17 protein-coding genes and 1 tRNA gene are annotated in these 19,570 nt (G+C 42.4%); 9 read left to right on the forward strand and 9 right to left on the reverse strand.

Going from position 1 to position 19,570, the window contains the following annotated elements; genetic code table 11:
• Nucleotides 1–122: 122 nt before the first annotated feature.
• Both ACO5E4_RS01635 and ACO5E4_RS01640 read right to left on the reverse strand, forming a co-directional pair.
• On the reverse strand, nucleotides 123–1,661 hold the full coding sequence (locus ACO5E4_RS01635; protein WP_485861842.1) for a peptide ABC transporter substrate-binding protein: 1,539 nt from the start codon (nucleotides 1,659–1,661) through the stop codon (nucleotides 123–125).
• A 52-nt stretch (nucleotides 1,662–1,713) separates the two neighbouring features.
• Nucleotides 1,714–2,082: a YbaN family protein gene (locus ACO5E4_RS01640; protein WP_032997827.1), complete on the reverse strand. Its 369-nt coding sequence runs from the start codon at nucleotides 2,080–2,082 to the stop codon at nucleotides 1,714–1,716.
• Nucleotides 2,083–2,203: 121 nt separating this feature from the next.
• Between ACO5E4_RS01640 and prlC the strand changes: the two genes are divergently transcribed.
• Nucleotides 2,204–4,243, forward strand: coding sequence for an oligopeptidase A (gene prlC, locus ACO5E4_RS01645; protein WP_485861843.1), 2,040 nt, complete (start codon nucleotides 2,204–2,206; stop codon nucleotides 4,241–4,243).
• Nucleotides 4,244–4,366: 123 nt separating this feature from the next.
• On the opposite strand, the gene crr is transcribed toward prlC, so the two are convergent.
• From crr to rsgA, 4 genes are all read right to left on the reverse strand, one after another.
• Nucleotides 4,367–4,867 (reverse strand): PTS glucose transporter subunit IIA, encoded by a 501-nt coding sequence (gene crr, locus ACO5E4_RS01650; protein WP_314956038.1) that lies wholly within the window; start codon nucleotides 4,865–4,867, stop codon nucleotides 4,367–4,369.
• Nucleotides 4,868–4,929: 62 nt separating this feature from the next.
• Nucleotides 4,930–6,657: a phosphoenolpyruvate-protein phosphotransferase PtsI gene (gene ptsI, locus ACO5E4_RS01655; RefSeq protein ID WP_485861844.1), complete on the reverse strand. Its 1,728-nt coding sequence runs from the start codon at nucleotides 6,655–6,657 to the stop codon at nucleotides 4,930–4,932.
• A gap of 138 nt (nucleotides 6,658–6,795) precedes the next feature.
• Nucleotides 6,796–7,053, reverse strand: coding sequence for a phosphocarrier protein Hpr (ptsH, locus tag ACO5E4_RS01660; protein ID WP_006717733.1), 258 nt, complete (start codon nucleotides 7,051–7,053; stop codon nucleotides 6,796–6,798).
• A 206-nt stretch (nucleotides 7,054–7,259) separates the two neighbouring features.
• Entirely contained in the window at nucleotides 7,260–8,300 is a 1,041-nt protein-coding gene (gene rsgA / locus ACO5E4_RS01665; RefSeq protein ID WP_485861845.1) for a small ribosomal subunit biogenesis GTPase RsgA, read from the reverse strand.
• 71 nt (nucleotides 8,301–8,371) lie between these two features.
• Here rsgA and orn point away from each other — a divergent pair, with 71 nt between their 5' ends.
• From orn to hflX, 8 genes are all read left to right on the forward strand, one after another.
• Nucleotides 8,372–8,920, forward strand: a complete 549-nt coding sequence (gene orn / locus ACO5E4_RS01670) for an oligoribonuclease (RefSeq protein WP_485861846.1) — start codon at nucleotides 8,372–8,374, stop codon at nucleotides 8,918–8,920.
• Between the two features lie 98 nt (nucleotides 8,921–9,018).
• Nucleotides 9,019–9,094, forward strand: a tRNA-Gly gene (locus ACO5E4_RS01675).
• Between the two features lie 162 nt (nucleotides 9,095–9,256).
• Nucleotides 9,257–9,733 (forward strand): tRNA (adenosine(37)-N6)-threonylcarbamoyltransferase complex ATPase subunit type 1 TsaE, encoded by a 477-nt coding sequence (gene tsaE / locus ACO5E4_RS01680; protein WP_454906639.1) that lies wholly within the window; start codon nucleotides 9,257–9,259, stop codon nucleotides 9,731–9,733.
• 12 nt (nucleotides 9,734–9,745) lie between these two features.
• Complete coding sequence (locus ACO5E4_RS01685) at nucleotides 9,746–11,338, forward strand: N-acetylmuramoyl-L-alanine amidase (protein WP_485861847.1); 1,593 nt, start codon at nucleotides 9,746–9,748, stop codon at nucleotides 11,336–11,338.
• A complete protein-coding gene (gene mutL, locus ACO5E4_RS01690; RefSeq protein WP_485861848.1) occupies nucleotides 11,338–13,185 on the forward strand; it encodes a DNA mismatch repair endonuclease MutL in 1,848 nt (615 codons plus the stop codon). Before ACO5E4_RS01685 ends, mutL begins: the two co-directional genes overlap by 1 nt.
• Nucleotides 13,186–13,187: 2 nt before the next feature.
• Complete coding sequence (miaA, locus tag ACO5E4_RS01695) at nucleotides 13,188–14,132, forward strand: tRNA (adenosine(37)-N6)-dimethylallyltransferase MiaA (protein WP_485861849.1); 945 nt, start codon at nucleotides 13,188–13,190, stop codon at nucleotides 14,130–14,132.
• Nucleotides 14,133–14,248: 116 nt separating this feature from the next.
• Nucleotides 14,249–14,542 (forward strand): RNA chaperone Hfq, encoded by a 294-nt coding sequence (hfq, locus tag ACO5E4_RS01700; protein ID WP_109127805.1) that lies wholly within the window; start codon nucleotides 14,249–14,251, stop codon nucleotides 14,540–14,542.
• A 14-nt stretch (nucleotides 14,543–14,556) separates the two neighbouring features.
• On the forward strand, nucleotides 14,557–15,954 hold the full coding sequence (gene hflX / locus ACO5E4_RS01705; RefSeq protein ID WP_485861850.1) for a ribosome rescue GTPase HflX: 1,398 nt from the start codon (nucleotides 14,557–14,559) through the stop codon (nucleotides 15,952–15,954).
• Here the strand turns inward: hflX and ACO5E4_RS01710 are convergent.
• The 3 genes from ACO5E4_RS01710 to ACO5E4_RS01720 all read right to left on the reverse strand — a co-directional run bounded on the left by ACO5E4_RS01710 (nucleotide 15,951) and on the right by ACO5E4_RS01720 (nucleotide 19,513).
• Nucleotides 15,951–16,910 (reverse strand): sigma 54-interacting transcriptional regulator, encoded by a 960-nt coding sequence (locus ACO5E4_RS01710; protein ID WP_485861851.1) that lies wholly within the window; start codon nucleotides 16,908–16,910, stop codon nucleotides 15,951–15,953. The two genes, hflX and ACO5E4_RS01710, sit on opposite strands and share 4 nt — an antisense overlap.
• Before the next feature lie 102 nt (nucleotides 16,911–17,012).
• Nucleotides 17,013–18,092, reverse strand: a complete 1,080-nt coding sequence (locus ACO5E4_RS01715) for a TIGR01620 family protein (protein WP_485861852.1) — start codon at nucleotides 18,090–18,092, stop codon at nucleotides 17,013–17,015.
• 14 nt (nucleotides 18,093–18,106) lie between these two features.
• Nucleotides 18,107–19,513: a YcjX family GTP-binding protein gene (locus ACO5E4_RS01720; RefSeq protein ID WP_485861853.1), complete on the reverse strand. Its 1,407-nt coding sequence runs from the start codon at nucleotides 19,511–19,513 to the stop codon at nucleotides 18,107–18,109.
• Nucleotides 19,514–19,570: the final 57 nt, after the last annotated feature.

Raw genomic sequence — 19,570 nt, forward strand, 5'->3', positions numbered from 1 at the left:
ACATAAAAAAGCACAAACGTTCATTGCGTTTGTGCTTTTTATTTTTCTAAGGCGGTTATCTCAAATAGCTATCCAAGCATACTTTTAACACTTAAATAAACGTTCCTATTTTCAACCGCACTTTACTCAATCCGTCGGAACAAATCCTTGCTGTAAATAACTTCTGTTGGATTGGCTGAGTCGTAACCATTTAAAGTCGGATTAAGGTAAACGGGAACCCTAGACTGATATAGTGGCAATACCACATTTTCTTCCTGCAAAATTTGCTCAATTCGGCTATAAAGTGCAGTGCGTTCTGCCGAGGAAATCACCTTTAAACTTTGCTCAAACAAACGATCCACTTCCTCATTGCGATAACCGCTTTTATTATCCGGGCTATGGCTATAAAACAAACTCAAAAATGCGGATGGCTCGTTATAGTCGGCACACCAACCGGAACGGGCTATATGGAAATTGCCTTTGGCTATATTTTCCAATAACTGTGTTTTTGACATACCTTCACCAATAATTCGGATCATATCTGACTGCGACCACATACGAATAATCCCTTGCACTAATTGATTCTGCAGTTCAGATTGTTCGTAACTCAAGGTCAGTTTTAACGGCGCTTTTTCACTAATTTGCCCCTGGCTTAATAATTGCTCCACCGGAGTTTGTTCCCAGTGACTTTCTAGCGTTTGCATAGACTGCGGTAAAAAATTATCCGTTAAATAAAACCGACTTGGATTTTCAGGCAGTAAACGACGAGGAGATGTCAGCATCGCCAAAGCTTTACGCACCGAGCTTTGTGCCAATTGTGGCATGTTGAAATTAAATGCGTAGAAATAAGTGCAGAGTTGCGGGAAATATTGTGTCTGTTCAACATATTGTTGCGGTTGCCACACAATATCTAACGCACTCACTTCCTGTTTTGAGTTGATTTTTTGATAGTCCACATTTTCGAAGAAGACTTTTTCTTTCGCCCAATAGTGCGGATTCTGTTCCAGATGAATGAGATCACCTTGCTGACCGCTGACTTGATACGCCCCGTTGGTTACAATGCCTTCATGAGGTTGTAAATATTGCGGCAACAAGCTGCTATGAGCCAACATTTGTGGCAAATACGGCGTCGGTTTATCTAAGGTTAGACGTAAAGTGCGGTCGTTTTCCGCCACGATTCCTAGCTCCTCCGGTGGCAGTTCTTGCTTTAATACTTTCTCCGCATTCAGCAGATTCATATACGCCAGATAATCTTTTAGCGGACTGTTAGATTTTGCCAATGCCCACCAACTTGCCACGAATTGTTGAGCCGTCACGGGCTCTCCATTGGACCATTTAGCGGTTTCGCGTAACCTAAATCGCCATGTTTTATTGTCTTGAGTTTGCCAGTTTTCCGCCACTGCCGGCACAATATTGCCTTTGGCATCGTAAATCACCAATCCTTCAAAAAGATCACGCAAAAAGGCGACTTGTTCAATGTTAGACGCTTGTAGCGGATTGAGAGATAAATCGGTATAAACACCACGAACCAATAATTGGCGACGGGATTGAGAGAATTCCGGCGTTGCAGATGCATCAACCGTTAGAGAGGATTCGGCGAGCTTTTGAGCGTGTTCATCACATCCGTTGAGAAAAAAAACACCTAAAAAAAGCACCGCACTTTTAAAGAGGAAATTACGCATTGAAATACATTCATGAAATAAGTTGCGCTCATTATACACGAATGTTTGAAGCTTATTCTGCTTCGAGGGTTTTAATCCAGAAAAAGAAGAACCAATATTTAATCAATAACACGCTCATGATAATGCTTTTGCCGACAATGCTTGGTGTGAAATAAAACCCCATTAACAACATCGTAGTGGAAAAACTCAAAATGTAGATTTTGGCTTTTTTAGTTAAAGCGCGTTGTTCATGAAAATCTTTTAAATGTGCTTGATAAATCTTTGTGCCCACAAACCAGTTATGTAAACGTGTCGAACCTTTTGTAAAGAAAAACAACGTTAAAAGCAAAAATGGCGTGGTCGGCAAAAAAATAGGCACAACAATACCAATAAGACCTAACGCTAAAAAAATAAACCCTAATCCAATGTAAAAGTATTTCATTGCACACCTCAAAATAAAAATTATTCGCAATAATAATTGAATTGGTAGATTTTTCAAGCTTGAAATCATAAAATCGAGCCCAATTTTACTCACTACATTTATTTATATTAAGGATAGCTTAATGACAAACCCATTACTGACGTCAACCATACTACCGGCATTTTCTAAAATTGAACCGCAATACATTGAATCCGCTATCAAACAACTTATTCAAGAAAACCGCGAAACGGTAGAACGCGTGGTAAATCAACCGCACTTTACTTGGGAAAATTTCATTCTCCCGTTAACCGAAGCCGGTGATCGTTTAAGCAAAGTGTGGTCGCCAATTTCGCATTTAAACTCAGTAAAAAATAGCCCCGAATTACGTGAAGCCTATCAAGCCTGCTTGCCATTATTGGCCGAATACAGCACGTGGGTCGGACAACATCAAGGATTATATAAAGCCTATTTACAATTAAAAAATAGCCCTGAATTTGCCGATTACACTCAAGCGCAAAAGAAAGCCATTGAAAACAGCTTACGCGATTTCAAATTATCGGGCATTTCCTTACCGGCAGAAAAACAAAAACGCTATGGCGAGATTGCTGCCCGTTTATCCGAACTCAACTCACAATTTAGCAATAACGTATTAGACGCCACCATGGGCTGGGAAAAGATCGTTGAAGATGTCAACCAGCTCAAAGGCTTGCCGGAATCCGCACTGGAAGCGGCCAAACAATCTGCAGAAAGCAAAGGGGTCAGTGGCTATCGCTTCACCTTGGAATACCCAAGCTATATTCCCGTCATGACGTATTGTGAAAACCGTGAATTACGCGAAGAAATGTATCGTGCCTTTGCCACCCGCGCGTCCGATCAAGGGCCCAATGCAGGTAAATGGGATAACTCGGCGATTATGCAGGAGATCCTTAGCCTACGCGTGGAATTAGCCAAATTATTGGATTTCAACACCTACACCGAATTATCCCTTGCCACCAAAATGGCGGAAAATCCGCAACAAGTGTTGGATTTCTTAGAAAATCTCGCGACACGCTCTAAAGCCCAAGGCGAACGTGAATTACAAGAATTAAAAGACTTCTGCAAAACACACTATAATTTGACCGCACTTGAGCTTTGGGATCTGTCTTTTTACAGCGAAAAACAAAAGCAACATTTATATGCTATCAACGATGAAGAATTGCGTCCGTATTTCCCGGAAGATCGCGTATTAAGCGGTTTATTTGAATTGATTAAACGCATTTTCAATATTCGCGCGGTAGAGCGCCATGGCGTCGAAACCTGGCATAAAGATGTCCGTTTCTTCGATTTGCTTGATGAAAAAGACGAGGTTCGCGGCAGTTTCTATCTAGACCTATACGCTCGTGAACATAAACGCGGTGGTGCTTGGATGGATGATTGTATCGGTCGTCGTAAAAAGATTGACGGCAGCCTACAAAAACCGGTGGCGTACTTAACCTGTAACTTCAACCGTCCACTTGGCGACCAACCGGCTTTATTCACGCATGATGAGGTTACTACCCTATTCCATGAATTCGGCCATGGATTGCATCATATGCTGACCAAAATTGATGTATCGGATGTTGCGGGCATTAACGGTGTGCCTTGGGATGCGGTGGAATTGCCAAGCCAATTTATGGAAAACTGGTGCTGGGAAGAAGAGGCACTACAGTTCATTTCCGGTCATTATAAAACCGGAGAACCTCTACCAAAAGAAAAGCTCAGCCAATTACTCAAAGCTAAAAACTTCCAAGCGGCGATGTTTGTGTTGCGTCAGTTAGAGTTTGCGCTGTTTGATTTCCGCTTGCACCACACATTTGATCCAAATAAGCAAAATCAAGTGTTAGCGATGTTACACGAGGTGAAAAGCCAAGTTGCCGTCATCCCTGGCGCAGAATGGGGAAGAATGCCGCACAGCTTCAGCCATATTTTTGCTGGCGGCTATGCCGCAGGCTATTACAGCTATTTATGGGCGGAGGTTTTATCGGCAGATGCCTACTCGCGTTTTGAAGAGGAAGGGATTTTCAATCTACAAACCGGTCAATCCTTCTTGGATGAAATTCTCACCAAAGGCGGCTCTGAAGAACCGATGACCTTGTTCAAAAACTTCCGTGGCCGTGAACCGCAATTAGATGCGTTATTACGTCATAAAGGCATTGCAAACTAAAAAATGCTGAAAAAAAATGACCGCACTTTTGAACAAGCAAAGTGCGGTCATTTTTTAATGCGTTTCTAACCTATAAAAAAGGCTTACTCTTAACAGGTAAGCCTTTTGTTTTTAATAATCGACTTATTTTTTCAACACCAATACAACGGAATCACCGGCAACAACTTCACCGGATTTTTTCTCCATATTGCTAACTTCATCCATGTTAGAAATTACTACAGGGGTTAACACAGATTTGGCTTTGGCTTCCAATAATGCTAAATCCAATTCGATAATAGTGTCACCACGTTTGACACTTTGACCTTCTTGGGCTACACGAGTAAAACCTTCACCTTTTAATTCAACGGTATCAATACCAAAGTGAACAAATAACTCAACCCCTTCTTTGGATTCCATGGAAAAGGCATGATTGGTCTCAAAGATTTTACCTACAACGCCATCTACCGGCGCAACCAGTTTGTTACCGGTTGGGCGAATTGCGATACCATCGCCAACAATTTTTTCGGAGAAAACAACATCCGGAACATCTTCAATATTCACAATTTCACCGGAAAGCGGTGCATAAATTTCCACATTAACCGCTTTCTTCTCTTTTGAACCAAATAGTTTGTCAAATAAACCCATTTTTATCATCTCCTGAAGTTTAAAACTTGGTCGTATTTTAGCTTAAAAAGCCAAATTTGTATCTAATTTAATGCTTTTTCTACCAAAAAATCAGCAACTAAGCGCTCAATTTCTGCCGCCGTTGGTTGTTGCAACGCTTTTTCAGCCAAGAATTTTGCATCTTGGTAATTGACGTTACGAATTAATTTCTTAATGCGTGGCACAGAAATTGCACTCATACTAAATTCATCTAGCCCCATACCGAGTAGCAAGATCGTGGCGTTTTCATCACCGGCTAATTCACCGCACATGCCGGTCCATTTTCCTTCCGCATGAGAGGCATCAATAACCTGTTTAATTAAACTCAGCACAGATGGACTCATTGGGTTATATAAATGAGAAATGAGTTCATTGCCACGGTCTACGGCTAACGTATATTGGGTTAAGTCATTTGTACCAATACTGAAGAAATCGACCTCTTTTGCTAAGAATTTGGCATTCACAGCAGCAGATGGCGTTTCAACCATCACACCGATTTGGATATTTTCATCAAAATCTTTGCCTTCATTGCGTAATTCAACTTTTAATTCTTCAATCACGGATTTAAGTGCTCGAATTTCTTCTACAGAAATAATCATCGGGAACATGACGGCTAATCGACCGTAAGCGGATGCCCGTAACACCGCTCTTAATTGGGCATTTAAAATTTCGCGACGATCCAACGCAATACGAATAGCACGCCAACCGAGGAATGGATTCATTTCTTTCGGTAAATTCAAATACGGTAATTCTTTATCACCGCCAATATCCATGGTGCGCAATATTACCAAATTGCCATTCATGGCTTCCACGACGTCTTTGTAAGCGATAAATTGCTCTTCTTCTGTCGGCAGTTGATCGCGATCCATAAACAAGAATTCCGTGCGGTATAACCCTACACCTTCTGCGCCGTTGCGCTCCGCACCTTCAATATCGCGAATAGTACCGATATTCGCAACCACATCCACGCGGTGTCCATCTAGTGTCAATGCAGGTAAATCTTTTAATTTCGCCAACTCAGCTTTCTCATCTGTTAATTTTGCTTGCAATGCTTTTAAACACTGAATGTCTTCTTGAGAGGGGTTAACATAAACCACATTATTTAATGCATCAAGAATTAAGAAATCTCCGGTGTTCACCAGCTCGGTAACATTATTCGTCCCAACAATTGCCGGCAGCTCAAGAGAACGCGCCATAATGGAGGTATGTGATGTTCGACCACCGATATCCGTCACAAAACCTAATACTTTGTCTAAATTTAGCTGTGCCGTTTCAGAAGGCGTTAAATCATAGGCAACTAAAATCGCCTCTTCATTGATTTCACCTAAATCAACGATGTGCATGCCTAAAATATTTTTAATCAACCGATTACCAATATCACGAATATCACCGGCACGTTCTTTTAAATATTCGTCATCAATTTCAGACAACATGGCGACTTGCTGATCAATCACCACATTGGCCGCTACCGCCGCATTCACATGATTTGAACGAAGATAATCAATAATTTCCTCTTCCAGCTCTTCATCTTCCAAAATCATTAAATGCCCTTCGAAAATGGCAGCTTTTTCTTCGCCTAAAGAAGCATAAGCACGATCTTTAATTGAATTTAATTGTTCAACCGCCGCACTGCGTCCCTCATAGAAACGCGCGATTTCAGCATCAATTTGGCTATCTTTAATTTTTTGCGTATCCAGTACAATTTTTTCTTCTTTAAGGACGAGCGCTTTACCAAAAACAATGCCGGGAGAGGCAGGAATTCCTGAAATCATAATGACCTTCTCTATTATCTAAATTCATTGATGTAAATTGAACAAAAATCAATCACCGAATAAATAAAACAAAGCCATAATTCACAGCTCTCCATGCTTTTATTGAAAAACATAAGAACGCAAATTATGGCGACAGCATTATTCTAATGTAGGAATTAATGCAACAAGATGCTCAACTGCTTTTTCTGCGTCTTCACCTTCAGCAGAAATCGTAATAACGGTACCTTGAGTTAAGGCTAATGTTTGTAATTTAAATAAACTTTTTGCACTCGCACTTTTTCCTGCAGAAGTAACAGTAATATCTGCGGCAAATGCTTTTGCTTCTTTTACAAATTGTGCCGCTGGGCGAGTATGCAAACCGTTAGGTGCTGTAATTTCAACATCTTTTGAGTACATATAATTTTCCTCTGGAAAAAGTAGATAAGATTCATTAAATATTTATTTAAATAATTAAAATAAATATAGTGCAGTATCAGATGAACACAATGAATTCGCAAGGCGATTTGGTATAAAATTTGAATTAGATCACAAAAAAAACAGAAAATCAGCTAATTCATTAACCAATAATTAACATTTCATACCTAAAAAATAGTAAATCACTTTTATTCCGCAGAAAAATGGCGCTGCGATTTCATTTCTTTTTTACTGCTGAGTAAGCGATGATAATTTTCATAACGAACAGCACTGATTTTGCCTTCTTCTACCGCCTGACGTAAGGTACAGCCGGGATCGTTTAAATGCTTACAATCACGAAACTTACAAGTCCCCAGCACGGTTTGGAATTCTCGATAACCTTTGGTAATCTGCTCATCTTCCAAATGCCACAAACCAAATTCACGGATGCCCGGTGAATCAATTAAACTGCCTCCCTGCGGTAAATGATATAAACGAGAAGAGGTTGTGGTGTGTTGTCCAAGGCCTGAGGTTGAACTAATTTCCCCAACTAATGCATCCACATTCGGCAAAACGGCATTAATCAAACTGGATTTTCCCACACCGGATTGCCCCACAAAAATAGACACGCCATCCGATAAAAGTGCGGTCAGTTTTTCCAGATTTTTTTTATTTTGCGCGGAAACCATCAATGTTTGATAGCCAATATCACGATAAATTTTCAGCTGTAAATCCACCTCTTGCCATTGCTGTTCCGTCAGCATATCGGCTTTATTCAACACAATAATCGGTTCAATGTGGGCGTCTTCGCATACCACCAAATAACGATCAATAATATTCAACGACAAACTCGGCAGTACGGAAGAAATAATGATAATGCGATCAATATTAGCCGCGATGACTTTAATGCCATCATAATAATCCGGACGGGAAATTTCATTTTTGCGTGGATGAACCCCTTCAATTACCCCACTCACTCCTTGCAATTGTTCATTGCCTTGCCGCCAAATCACGCGATCCCCGACGACAACGCTCGCTAATGTACGACGCAAGTTACAACGAAAAATCTCACCTTGCGCATTTTCCACATCTGCATGACGGGCATAGCGCGTAACAACCAAGCCATCCTGCGACTCGCCCAGCATTTCATCCTGCCAATCAATGTCTTTCTTCTGATGGCGATGTAATACCTTATGATTATTGGACTGAATTCGGCGTTTTTGATTTTGCGTTAATTTAGGTTTACTCATATAAGTGCGGTCGTTTTTTCTCGCGTTTTTCGCTAGAATAAGGAAAATTTTTGCATAGGATACCTTATATAATGGCATTAGATAAACAAAATCTGATCTGGATTGATCTTGAAATGACAGGCTTAGATCCGGAAAAAGAACACATCATTGAAATCGCAACAATTGTCACCGATAAAAATTTAAATGTTCTTGCCGAAGGGCCGGTGCTTGCCATCCATCAATCGGATGAATTACTCAATAAAATGAGCGACTGGTGCGTGAAAACCCACACCGCCAATGGGCTGGTTGAACGTGTTAAAAACAGCAAATTAACCGAACGCGCGGCAGAATTACAAACCTTAGATTTCCTCAAAAAATATGTGCCAAAAGGGGTATCGCCCATTTGTGGCAACAGTGTGGCGCAAGACAAGCGTTTTCTCTTTAAATACATGCCTGAGCTTGCTGACTACTTCCACTATCGCCACCTTGATGTCAGCACACTAAAAGAATTAGCCGCCCGTTGGAAGCCGGAAATTCTGGACGGTTTTAGTAAACAAAACACCCATTTAGCCTTAGACGACATTCGTGAATCCATCAAAGAACTCGCTTACTATCGCGAACATTTTTTAAAGATGGACTAAATCGACGAATATATAAACAAGCGCATCATTTTCATGATTTTATGCTTGCACTGCCTAAAAATATTCGTATAATGCCGTCTCATTCATTTGATGTGAATGCGGGAATAGCTCAGTTGGTAGAGCACGACCTTGCCAAGGTCGGGGTCGCGAGTTCGAGCCTCGTTTCCCGCTCCAAATTCACAATCCCTCGCGTTTGCGGGGGATTTTTTTGCCTAGCTCTTAGCTTTAATGATGAAATTTGCAGCATGACTCTTGGCAACGTTACGCAATCATAAAACTACATAATTCCCTCAAAGTGCGGTACAATCCAGCCTTATTTTTCAACCGGCGAAGAAGATGACTGAAACATTAATTCAATATATTTCTGATGAAAATGCCATGTGTAATTTTGGCAAAAAACTCATTGATGCCATTTGCCAAGTGCCAAATCATAAAGGCATTACACTCTATCTAAACGGAGAACTCGGTGCGGGAAAAACCACATTAAGTCGTGGCATGATTCAGGGATTGGGTTATCAAGGCAATGTAAAAAGCCCTACTTATACGCTCGTAGAAGAATATAAAATTTCAGGAAAAAATATTTATCATTTTGACTTATATCGCCTTTCTGATCCGGAAGAACTTGAATTTATGGGCATCCGCGATTACTTCACAGAAAACACGATTTGTTTAATTGAGTGGGCTGAAAAAGGTGCCGGTTTGCTCTCAGCACCGGATTTACTCGTTAATATTCATTACGCTGAACACGCCCGCAATATTGAATTAATTGCTAAATCTGAAACCGGTCGACACATTATTGAAAAACTGAATTAACCTTTTATCACAATGAAACCCAAAACGATGTTTAGATTTCTTTTGATTAACAGCCTTTTCTTCTTTGCGCTATCCGCGTTTGCGAATAATACTTGGACGATAGCGATCGACCCCGGCCATGGTGGAAAAGACCCTGGCGCAATCGGACACAATCTCAAAATTTATGAAAAAAATGTCACGCTTTCTATTGCCAAAGAATTGAAGGCGTTACTGGATAAAGATCCTCACTTTCGCGCAGTACTTACCCGCAACGGCGATTATTTTATTTCTGTGCCACAGCGTTCAGAAATCGCCCGTAAATATAAAGCCAACTATTTAGTTTCTATCCATGCCGATTCCTCAGAAACCCCGAATTTACGCGGCGCTTCTGTGTGGGTTCTCTCCAACCGTCGTGCCAATGATGAAATGGGGCAATGGCTGGAAGATCATGAAAAACGCTCAGAATTACTCGGTGGTGCCGGTAACGTGCTTGCTTCACATAATGAAAAATACTTAGATCAAACCGTATTAGATTTACAATTTGGTCATAGCCAACGCGTAGGATATGAATTGGGCAATATCGTTTTACGCCATTTTTCCCAAATTGCCTCTTTAAGCCGTCCAACACCACGCCATGCCAGCCTCGGTGTTTTGCGTTCACCGGATATTCCCTCTATTTTGGTAGAAACCGGTTTTCTGTCGAATCAAGAAGAAGAACTTAAATTAAGTACACCGGCATACCGCAAAAAAATCGCCCAAGTCATTTACAACGGCTTAGTGGAATATCGCCGTAAAAACTATAAAGACGAACCCCAAATTGCCACGACAAAAACAGATGAAAAATCCACCGCACTTGAGACAAACGATAGCGCTTTACGCCACACCGTAAAAGCTGGGGAAAATCTAACAAAACTTGCCGCCAAGTACGGTGTAAAACCGGCGGACATTCTTACTTTGAATAAATTAAAACGCAAAGAATTGCGAATCGGTGAAACCATTAAAATTCCAAGTAACGCCAAAAATAACGCTAAAGAAATCGTAGAAGAAAAAGAGACACCAACCCAAACCGCTCAAGCTAAACCGCAAGAGATGAAACCTGATGAGATTAAAGATAGTGGCATTCGTCATAGCGTAAAAACTGGTGAATCCTTGAATAAATTGGCTTTGAAATACAAGGTTTCCTCTGCAGATATCCTTGCTCTCAATAAGCTCAAGCGAAAAGAACTCTTGGTGGGCGAAATCCTCAAAATTCCGGGAGAGGCAAAAGTAGTAGAAGAAGCGAAGTCAGGGCAACCGCTAAAAACGGAGAAAACACCCAAAACAAACGCGCCAAGCATTAAGGAAGCCAAACCGGTAGAAACTAAGGCGGCGGATAAAAATAAAAAACAAGAGAAACCGAATCACAGCCAAACGAAGCCAAAAGAACAAAATAAAAACAAAGTGGAAGTCAAAGAAGCAATACCGAAATTCCATACGGTACAAAAAAATGAAACGCTTTACTCGATTGCCCGAGAATATAAAATTTCACCCAATAAGCTGTTGAAATTAAACCCGAAATTAAAAGATGGCAAAGTGTTAAGCGGACAAAAAATCCAACTGCTTGACGATAATTCAGGGAAAAAATAATGACTATACGTATTTTATCGCCACAATTAGCCAACCAAATCGCTGCCGGAGAAGTGGTAGAACGCCCTGCTTCGGTAGTAAAGGAATTGGTGGAAAACAGCCTAGATGCCGGTGCCGATAAAATTCAAATTGATATTGAAAACGGGGGCGCCAGTCTTATCCGAATTCGCGACAATGGCATTGGCATTGCCAAGGAAGAATTGGCTTTAGCACTTGCCCGTCACGCCACCAGTAAAATCGCCGATCTTGCCGATTTGGAAGCCATTTTAAGTTTGGGATTCCGTGGCGAAGCCCTTGCCAGTATCAGTTCCGTTTCCCGTTTAACCCTCACCTCTCGTACTGCAGAACAAAACGAAGCTTGGCAGGTCTATGCCCAAGGACGCGACATGGAAACCACCATTCAACCGGCATCCCATCCGGTGGGGACAACCGTTGAGGTGGCAAATTTATTTTTTAACACGCCCGCCCGTCGTAAATTTTTACGTTCCGAGAAAACCGAATTTTCTCATATTGATGAAGTCATTCGTCGTATTGCGTTGGCGAAATTTAATATCAGTTTTACCCTGACGCATAATGGCAAAGTATTACGCCAATACAAAAGTGCGGTCACGAATGAACAAAAATTAAAACGTGTTGCGGCAATTTGTGGGGATGATTTTATTCAGAATGCGTTGCAAATTGATTGGAAACACGATGATCTCCATTTGTCCGGTTGGATCGCTACGCCCCACTTTCATCGTCCACAAAATGACTTAAATTATTGTTATGTGAATGGGCGGATGGTGCGCGATAAAATCATTACTCACGCCATTCGACAAGCCTACGCTGACTATTTAACCAACGAGCAGTACCCAGCTTTTGTGCTGTTTATTGATCTTAATCCAAATGATGTTGATGTGAACGTCCATCCCACCAAACACGAAGTGCGTTTCCAGCAATCTCGTTTGGTGCATGATTTCATCACCCAAGGCATCAGCAATGCGTTGGCCTCCGAGCCAATGCCGTTGAATACGCTTGCAACAGAATATCGCGTGGAAGAACCCGCCGGTGCATGGGAAGTTTCCACACAGACAAAACCCAATCGCTTGGCTGCAGGACAAAATATCTTTGCCCAGCCGACAGTTCATTCTGCCAATACCGACTCGGAAAACCGATATCACGAACAGCCAAAACAGCCAAAAAATCCACCGCACTTTTATGGCGAAACGTCTCCACGTGAATCAATTACACCAAGCGTGTTAAAAGCACATCAAGCATTGTGGGCAGGTTCTTCGACAACAATGCAAACCAACGTAACCGAAGTCAAAAAAACAAATACCCATTTCTTGCACGCTCTTGCATTAATCCAACATGAAGCCTTGCTGTTACAGCAAGAACAACATTTTTATTTACTCTCGCTTGCGCGTTTGCAACAGCTAAAACAAACGCTAAATTTAACCTTAGCGCCCACCTCCCAGCCCTTGTTGATTCCGATTATTTTCCGTTTATCTGATGCGCAATGGCAGGTATGGCTTCAACAAAAAGCCTTTTTCGAGCAAATCGGCTTTGTGTTTATGGAAGAGGCGGCGCAACATAAAATCACGTTACAAAAAGTATCGGCACATTTGCGCCAACAAAACTTACAGCACATGATTGTGTCGTTATTAAATCAATCTTTCGAAAATTTACCTGAATTTTTGACCGCACTTTTGGCACCTTTAGCCTCGCCGCCAATCACCGTGCTGGCCGATGCGGTAAATTTACTGACAGAAACCGAACAGTTACTCGCGAAACAGCAACAAATTCGCCTGTTAGATTTACTCGTCGAAATTGACTGGCAGCCTTATTTAACTCAATTAACCCGCTAACTATGCAGCATTCAGAACACAAACCTTTAGCGATTTTTTTAATGGGGCCAACCGCCTCCGGTAAAACGGATTTGGCGATCCAGTTGCGCCAACAATTGCCCGTGGAAGTTATCAGCGTCGATTCTGCCCTGATTTATCGTGGCATGGACATTGGCACGGCAAAACCCTCAAAAGCCGAACTGGCACTGGCACCTCATCGTTTAATTGATATTTGCGATCCGGCAGAAAGTTATTCTGCGGCGAATTTCCGCACAGATGCTTTACGCGAAATGCAAGAGATTAGCGCACAAGGCAAAATTCCTTTATTGGTGGGCGGCACGATGTTGTATTACAAAGCCTTATTGGAAGGTCTGTCGCCCCTCCCCTCCGCTGACGAAAAAGTGCGGTCGGAAATTGAGGCAAAAGCAGCACTTATCGGTTGGGGTGGATTACATCAAGAACTCAGTAAAATCGATCCAATTTCAGCACAACGTATTAACCCGAATGACTCGCAACGGATTAACCGCGCATTAGAAGTCTTTTATTTAACTGGTAAGACCTTAACGGAATTAACGGCACAAAAAGGCGAAGCCTTGCCGTATGACATTCTGCAATTTGCGATTGTACCGAAACAACGAGAGGTCTTACATCATCGAATTGAGCAACGTTTTCACAACATGATTGAACTTGGTTTTCAGCAAGAGGTCGAAAAATTGTACCGTCGTCCCGACTTAAACGAGAACCTGCCGTCCATTCGCTGTGTGGGTTATCGCCAAATGTGGGAATATTTACGCGGTGATTATGACCACGATGAGATGGTTTTTCGTGGTATCTGCGCCACCCGCCAACTAGCAAAACGCCAGATCACTTGGCTACGTGGTTGGACATCACCGATTCAATGGTTGGATAGTTTGCAACCGGCTCAAGCCCTTGAAAAAGTATTAACCTCGGTGTCAGCGAAAGCGTAAAACACAGATTGCGCCTAGTGACTTTCAATATAATTGTTGCTATATTGATTCGCGGAGGCATACAGCTTGCTGTATTGTTTTAATTCATCACTTTTTACAAAAAGAAGGAAAGAAAAATGGCAAAAGGACAATCTCTACAAGATCCTTACTTGAATGCATTACGTCGTGAACGCATTCCCGTTTCAATCTATTTAGTAAACGGTATCAAATTACAAGGGCAAATTGAATCGTTTGACCAATTCGTGATTTTGTTGAAAAACACGGTAAATCAAATGGTTTATAAACACGCAATTTCAACAGTTGTTCCGGCTCGTTCTGTCGCACATCACAACGCGAACCAACAGCAACAACACCAAGTACAACAGGAAACTCCTTCTGTAGAAAACAATATTGATGCTCAAGCAGAATAACAAAGCGGAAAATATTGGCTAATTTACTCGGTAATTTAACTCAACAACCTTTAACTGAAAGTGCGGTGGATTCTGCGGAAATTTCCACCGCACTTTTTGCGTCTGAAAATCCCCTAGAAAATGAACATCACGCATTGAACAATGCCATTATCGTGCACTGTTTTTTTGATGGGCAGAAAAATGTAGACGATTTAAACGAATTTCGACTCCTTGCCAAATCTGCCCAGGCACATATTCTCACTGTGATCACCGGTAGTCGCAGTTCGCCACAAGCCAAATATTTTGTTGGGCAAGGCAAAGCAGAAGAAATTGCCGATGCGGTCAAACAATACCAAGCCGATTTAATTTTAGTAAACCACACCTTAACGCCTGCACAAGCCCGAAATTTAGAAAGCTTGTGTGATTGTCGCGTAGTTGATCGAAACGGCTTAATTTTAGATATTTTCGCTCAACGCGCCCGCTCCCATGAAGGGAAATTACAAGTGGAGCTGGCTCAGTTAAAACACCTCGCCACACGTTTGGTGCGCCGTAAAACCGGGTTAGATCAACAAAAAGGTGCGGTGGGCTTGCGTGGCCCCGGTGAAACTCAACTGGAAACCGACCGTCGTTTAATTAAAGTGCGTATCAACCAGTTACAAAATCGCTTGGAAAAAGTCGCTAAGCAACGTAATCAGAATCGTCAAACGCGCCAAAAAGCAGATATCCCGACCATTTCCTTAGTGGGTTACACCAATGCCGGAAAATCTACCCTGTTTAATTTGTTGACCTCTGCCAATGTGTACGCGGCGGATCAGTTATTTGCTACGCTCGATCCCACATTGCGTCGTCTCAGTTTAAAAGATGTCGGCACAACGATTTTGGCGGACACAGTAGGCTTTCTACGGGATTTGCCTCACGATTTAATTTCCGCTTTCAAATCCACCCTACAGGAAACCACCGAAGCCGCATTATTGCTCCATGTGGTTGATTGCGCCGATCCCCGCAAATTAGAAAATATCGAGGCGGTGAACCTCGTTCTGGAAGAAATCGGTGCGCAAGATGTGCCACGATTATTGGTGTACAACAAAATTGATCAACTGGAAAACGTAACGCCACACATCGAATACGATGAAAAACATCAGCCAAGTGCGGTCTATATTTCGGCTAATTCTGCAGACGGCCTTGCGCTTTTATTGGAAGCTATTCGTGCTCGTTTAACAGATCACATTCTCCAACTCTCGCTTCAACTTTCACCGTCGGAAGGAAAAATTCGTCATGTGCTGTATGAACTCAATTGCGTGGAAAAAGAAGAAATCACTGAATATGGTGAGTTTTTATTGAGTATTCGTCTTGAAAAAACAGAATGGCTGAAACTGGTGAAACGTTTCCCTATACTTGAAGCATTTAACCCAATTCAGCCGGAAGAGGACTAGGATTTGCCAATCCCGTATTGGCGTAATTTATTGGCGATTGCCGTGTGGGAAACACCTAAACGCGCGGCAAGTTTTCGGGAGCTCGGGTATTGGGCATAAAATTTGGTCAGTACGGCGGCTTCAAATCGCCCCACCATTTCCTCTAAAGTTGCGCCCTCCATCATCAAGCCCTCCACCTCTTGCGATGCAGCAACCGATGTTTCCAAGCCTAGTTCCTCAATGCGCAACTGATTGTCTTTTGTTAAGGAAACCGCACGGTACAAGGCATTATAGAGTTCACGAATATTGCCGAACCAAGGATATTGTTGTAGATAATGTAAAAATTCAGTATCAAAGTGCGGTGCAGAAATGGCGAGTTTCTCACTGATTTCTCGGATAAATTGACGCGCTAACAGCTCAATATCTTCCATTCGCTCATGTAAACGTGGCAAATTAAGCGTCAACACATTTAATCGATGAAATAAATCACTGCGCATTTTGCCTTGTTCTACATAATGTTGTAGTGGCTGTTGTGTGGTGCAAATCACGCGAACATTGGCGTAATGTTCCTCTTCCTCACCCACACGACGAAAAGTACCGTCACTCAAAAAACGGAGCAGCTTTGCCTGTAAGGTTAAGGGCAACTCCTCCACCCCGTCCAACAACACCGTGCCGCCATCCGCATATTCAAAAAAACCGATAAACTCGCCGTCTTTATTGCGTCGTCCAAACATTTCCGTTTCCGCATCTTCTCCCGGAATGCCTGCGCAATTCACCGCAAGAAATTCCTTATTTCGACGCGTACTAAAATCATGGCAAGCTTTGGCAATCACATCTTTTCCCGTGCCGGTTTCCCCTTGAATCAATAATGGCGCATCCAATAAGGCAAATTTTTTCGCTTTGGCGATAATGTCCTGCATTTGCGGATTTCGCGTTACGATATGAGAAAAAGCATCAATATTTTGGGGCGTTGCCATAAAAAGCCTCGAGAAGTAAAAAGCACATTCAATAAAAAACGGTTGTCATGATACCGTTACAACAAAAAATCGCCAACCACTTTGGCAAGTTTTATTTATAGTTTACGCTTTATCTTTTTGCTTCACTTTCAAGTTCTCAAAAATACTCGCGCCGAGATGACTCAATAATTCTTTATGAATATGAGATAAACGCGGTTTTTCGTTAGTTTCAAAGGCAAGAGGACGGCAAAATTCCATGGCTTTAATGCCCAATCGCGCCGTCAACAATCCAACGCCAATGCCCTGTGCGGCTCGGGCAGAAAGTTTAGCTGTAAGATCTTGCGAAAGCCAATTCACGCCAAGATCTTGAATCAATTCTGTCGCCCCGGCAAAGGCCATATTCACCAACACCATGCGTAACAAACGAAGGCGGCTGACATAGCCCAATTCAATGCCGTAAAGCCGTGCAATTTGGTTGACCAAACGGATGTTGCGCCAAGCAATAAAAAACATATCTGCTAACGCCAACGGACTAATCGCCACCAATGCTGCCGATTCTGTCGTTGCTTTGTTAATCAGTTTTTTGGCCTGTTTATCAAAAGGGAGCAATACATTTTGGCTGAACAAATGCAATACTTCCGGCACGGAATAAGATTCGTTCATTTGCTGACGCCACTTCGCCAAATCGCCTTGTTGCGCGTCCAGTTTCATTAATTTGCCCATTTGCTCACACAATTCAATCGCTTGTTGATGGGTTTCTGCCGGAAATTCACCGTGAAAAACGACCGCACTTTCCAGCCATTCACGGCTTTGATGCTGCATTTCACCCCGCTTACGCAACTGCACCAAACGTCGCCATTCTCCTATGATGGCAGAAATACCAAGTAACACCGCTAAACATAACACCAAGGAAAAGGCAAAATAGATCCATTGATTTTGCTGCCAAGTATCCATCAGCCATTGCACGGACTGCGCCACTGTCGCCGTAAAAAATAAAAGTGCGGTGCCAATCAGAGCTCGTTTCCACCAACGTGGTGGCTGTTGAACACTTTGCTCAAATTGCGCTTCTAACAATTCACCTTCCAACGGCACATTGTCTGCATCCGTATCCGGCACAGCTTGGTTTTCATGAAATTCCTGTTTAGCGATGAAAGCCTCCTGTTGTTCAACCAGCTCCTGTTGACTAAAAATCATTTTTTCCATTCTGCTTTCTCCTGTTATAGCTTATCGCCCAGTAAAAATTGCAACACGGCATCCATTCGTAAGTGCGGTATGTTTTCGCCTTGTTCTAAACGGCGCGGTTCAAACTGATCAAATTCAAATTTTTGATCTTGCCAAAAATCAGCACTCGGCAATTTACTCGGCACACTACCGGGATAAAGCGTGACTTTTTGCAAATCGCTACTCCGCACGCCTTGAATCGCTTTAAATTGACGACCATGTTGATTTACCACCATCTGTTGCGTTGCCCGAATAGACGCAATGGCGGTGTAATCGGTAGCAATATCCGCAAACTCCACGTAACGCCCGCCTTCCTGTACTAACTGGCGCATTAGGCTGACCAAATTCGGCAACTGATCGGTGGTGATATGATCCGCTTTGGTGGCAATAAACATCAATTTATCGATTTTCGGTGAAAAAAGACGGTTTAAAAAATTGCGTTTGCCGTAATGAAAATTGCGAAACAATTGATGTAACGCCAACTGCATGTCCTCAAACGCTTCGCGACTGTGATTCAGCGGCGTTAAGCAATCTGCCAAAATCACTTGCCGATCAAACGTGGAAAAATACTGTTGATAAAAATCTTTCACAATGTGCCGACGGTAATAATCATAGCGTTTTTGCAACACTGCAAAATAGCTGTTTTCTTTCGCTTCATTCTTCAGTTGTTGCCATTGTGGTTCAGTTAAATGCAACAAGGGGAAAAATTGCAAAGCCGGTGCCCCTTCCAGCTCACCGGGTAGCACAAATCGTCCCGGCTGAATAAAATGCAAGCCGTGCTGTTTACATTGCCATAAATAATCGGTGTAATCCTTGGCAAGCTGCGCCAAAATATCCTCATCCGCCGGCGCGGTCAAATTCACGTTTTGAGCTTTCTCCAACCAGCTTTGCGCCAATTTCAAATGTGTCGTATTCAGTTGTCGCTGCAATTCCTGTGACCATTGCTGAAAATCAAAATCCAACAACGGCAAATCCAACAACCACTCTCCCGGATAATCAAAAATATCCAGATACAACGACCCCTTTTCTTTCACATGACGCAACAAACCGCCACTGCGCTGATAACGAATCGCCAGACGTGTTTCACTTACCCCTTTGGTGGACTGTGGCCACTTCGGTGGTTGTTGCGACAACACATTAAGATTGCCTTCATAATCAAAACGAGGAACGGACAAATCCAATTGCGGAATTCGTTTTACCGCAATAATGCCATGTCGGCGTGCCGCATCAAACAAGGGAAGATGGCTATTATCGACGCGATTAATATGTAACAACTGATTAATTAAACTCGTAATAAAGGCAGTCTTCCCACTTCGACTCACCCCCGTCACGGCAATGCGTAACGTACGATCCAAACCGCGATTAACCAGTTCATTTAATTCTTTTTGCAGGTGATTTAGCATAATTTTCGTTCTTTATGATTAAGGCTATATGACATAGATAATGAGCGATATTATACC

It is taken from the genome of Aggregatibacter sp. (genome assembly GCF_057314075.1).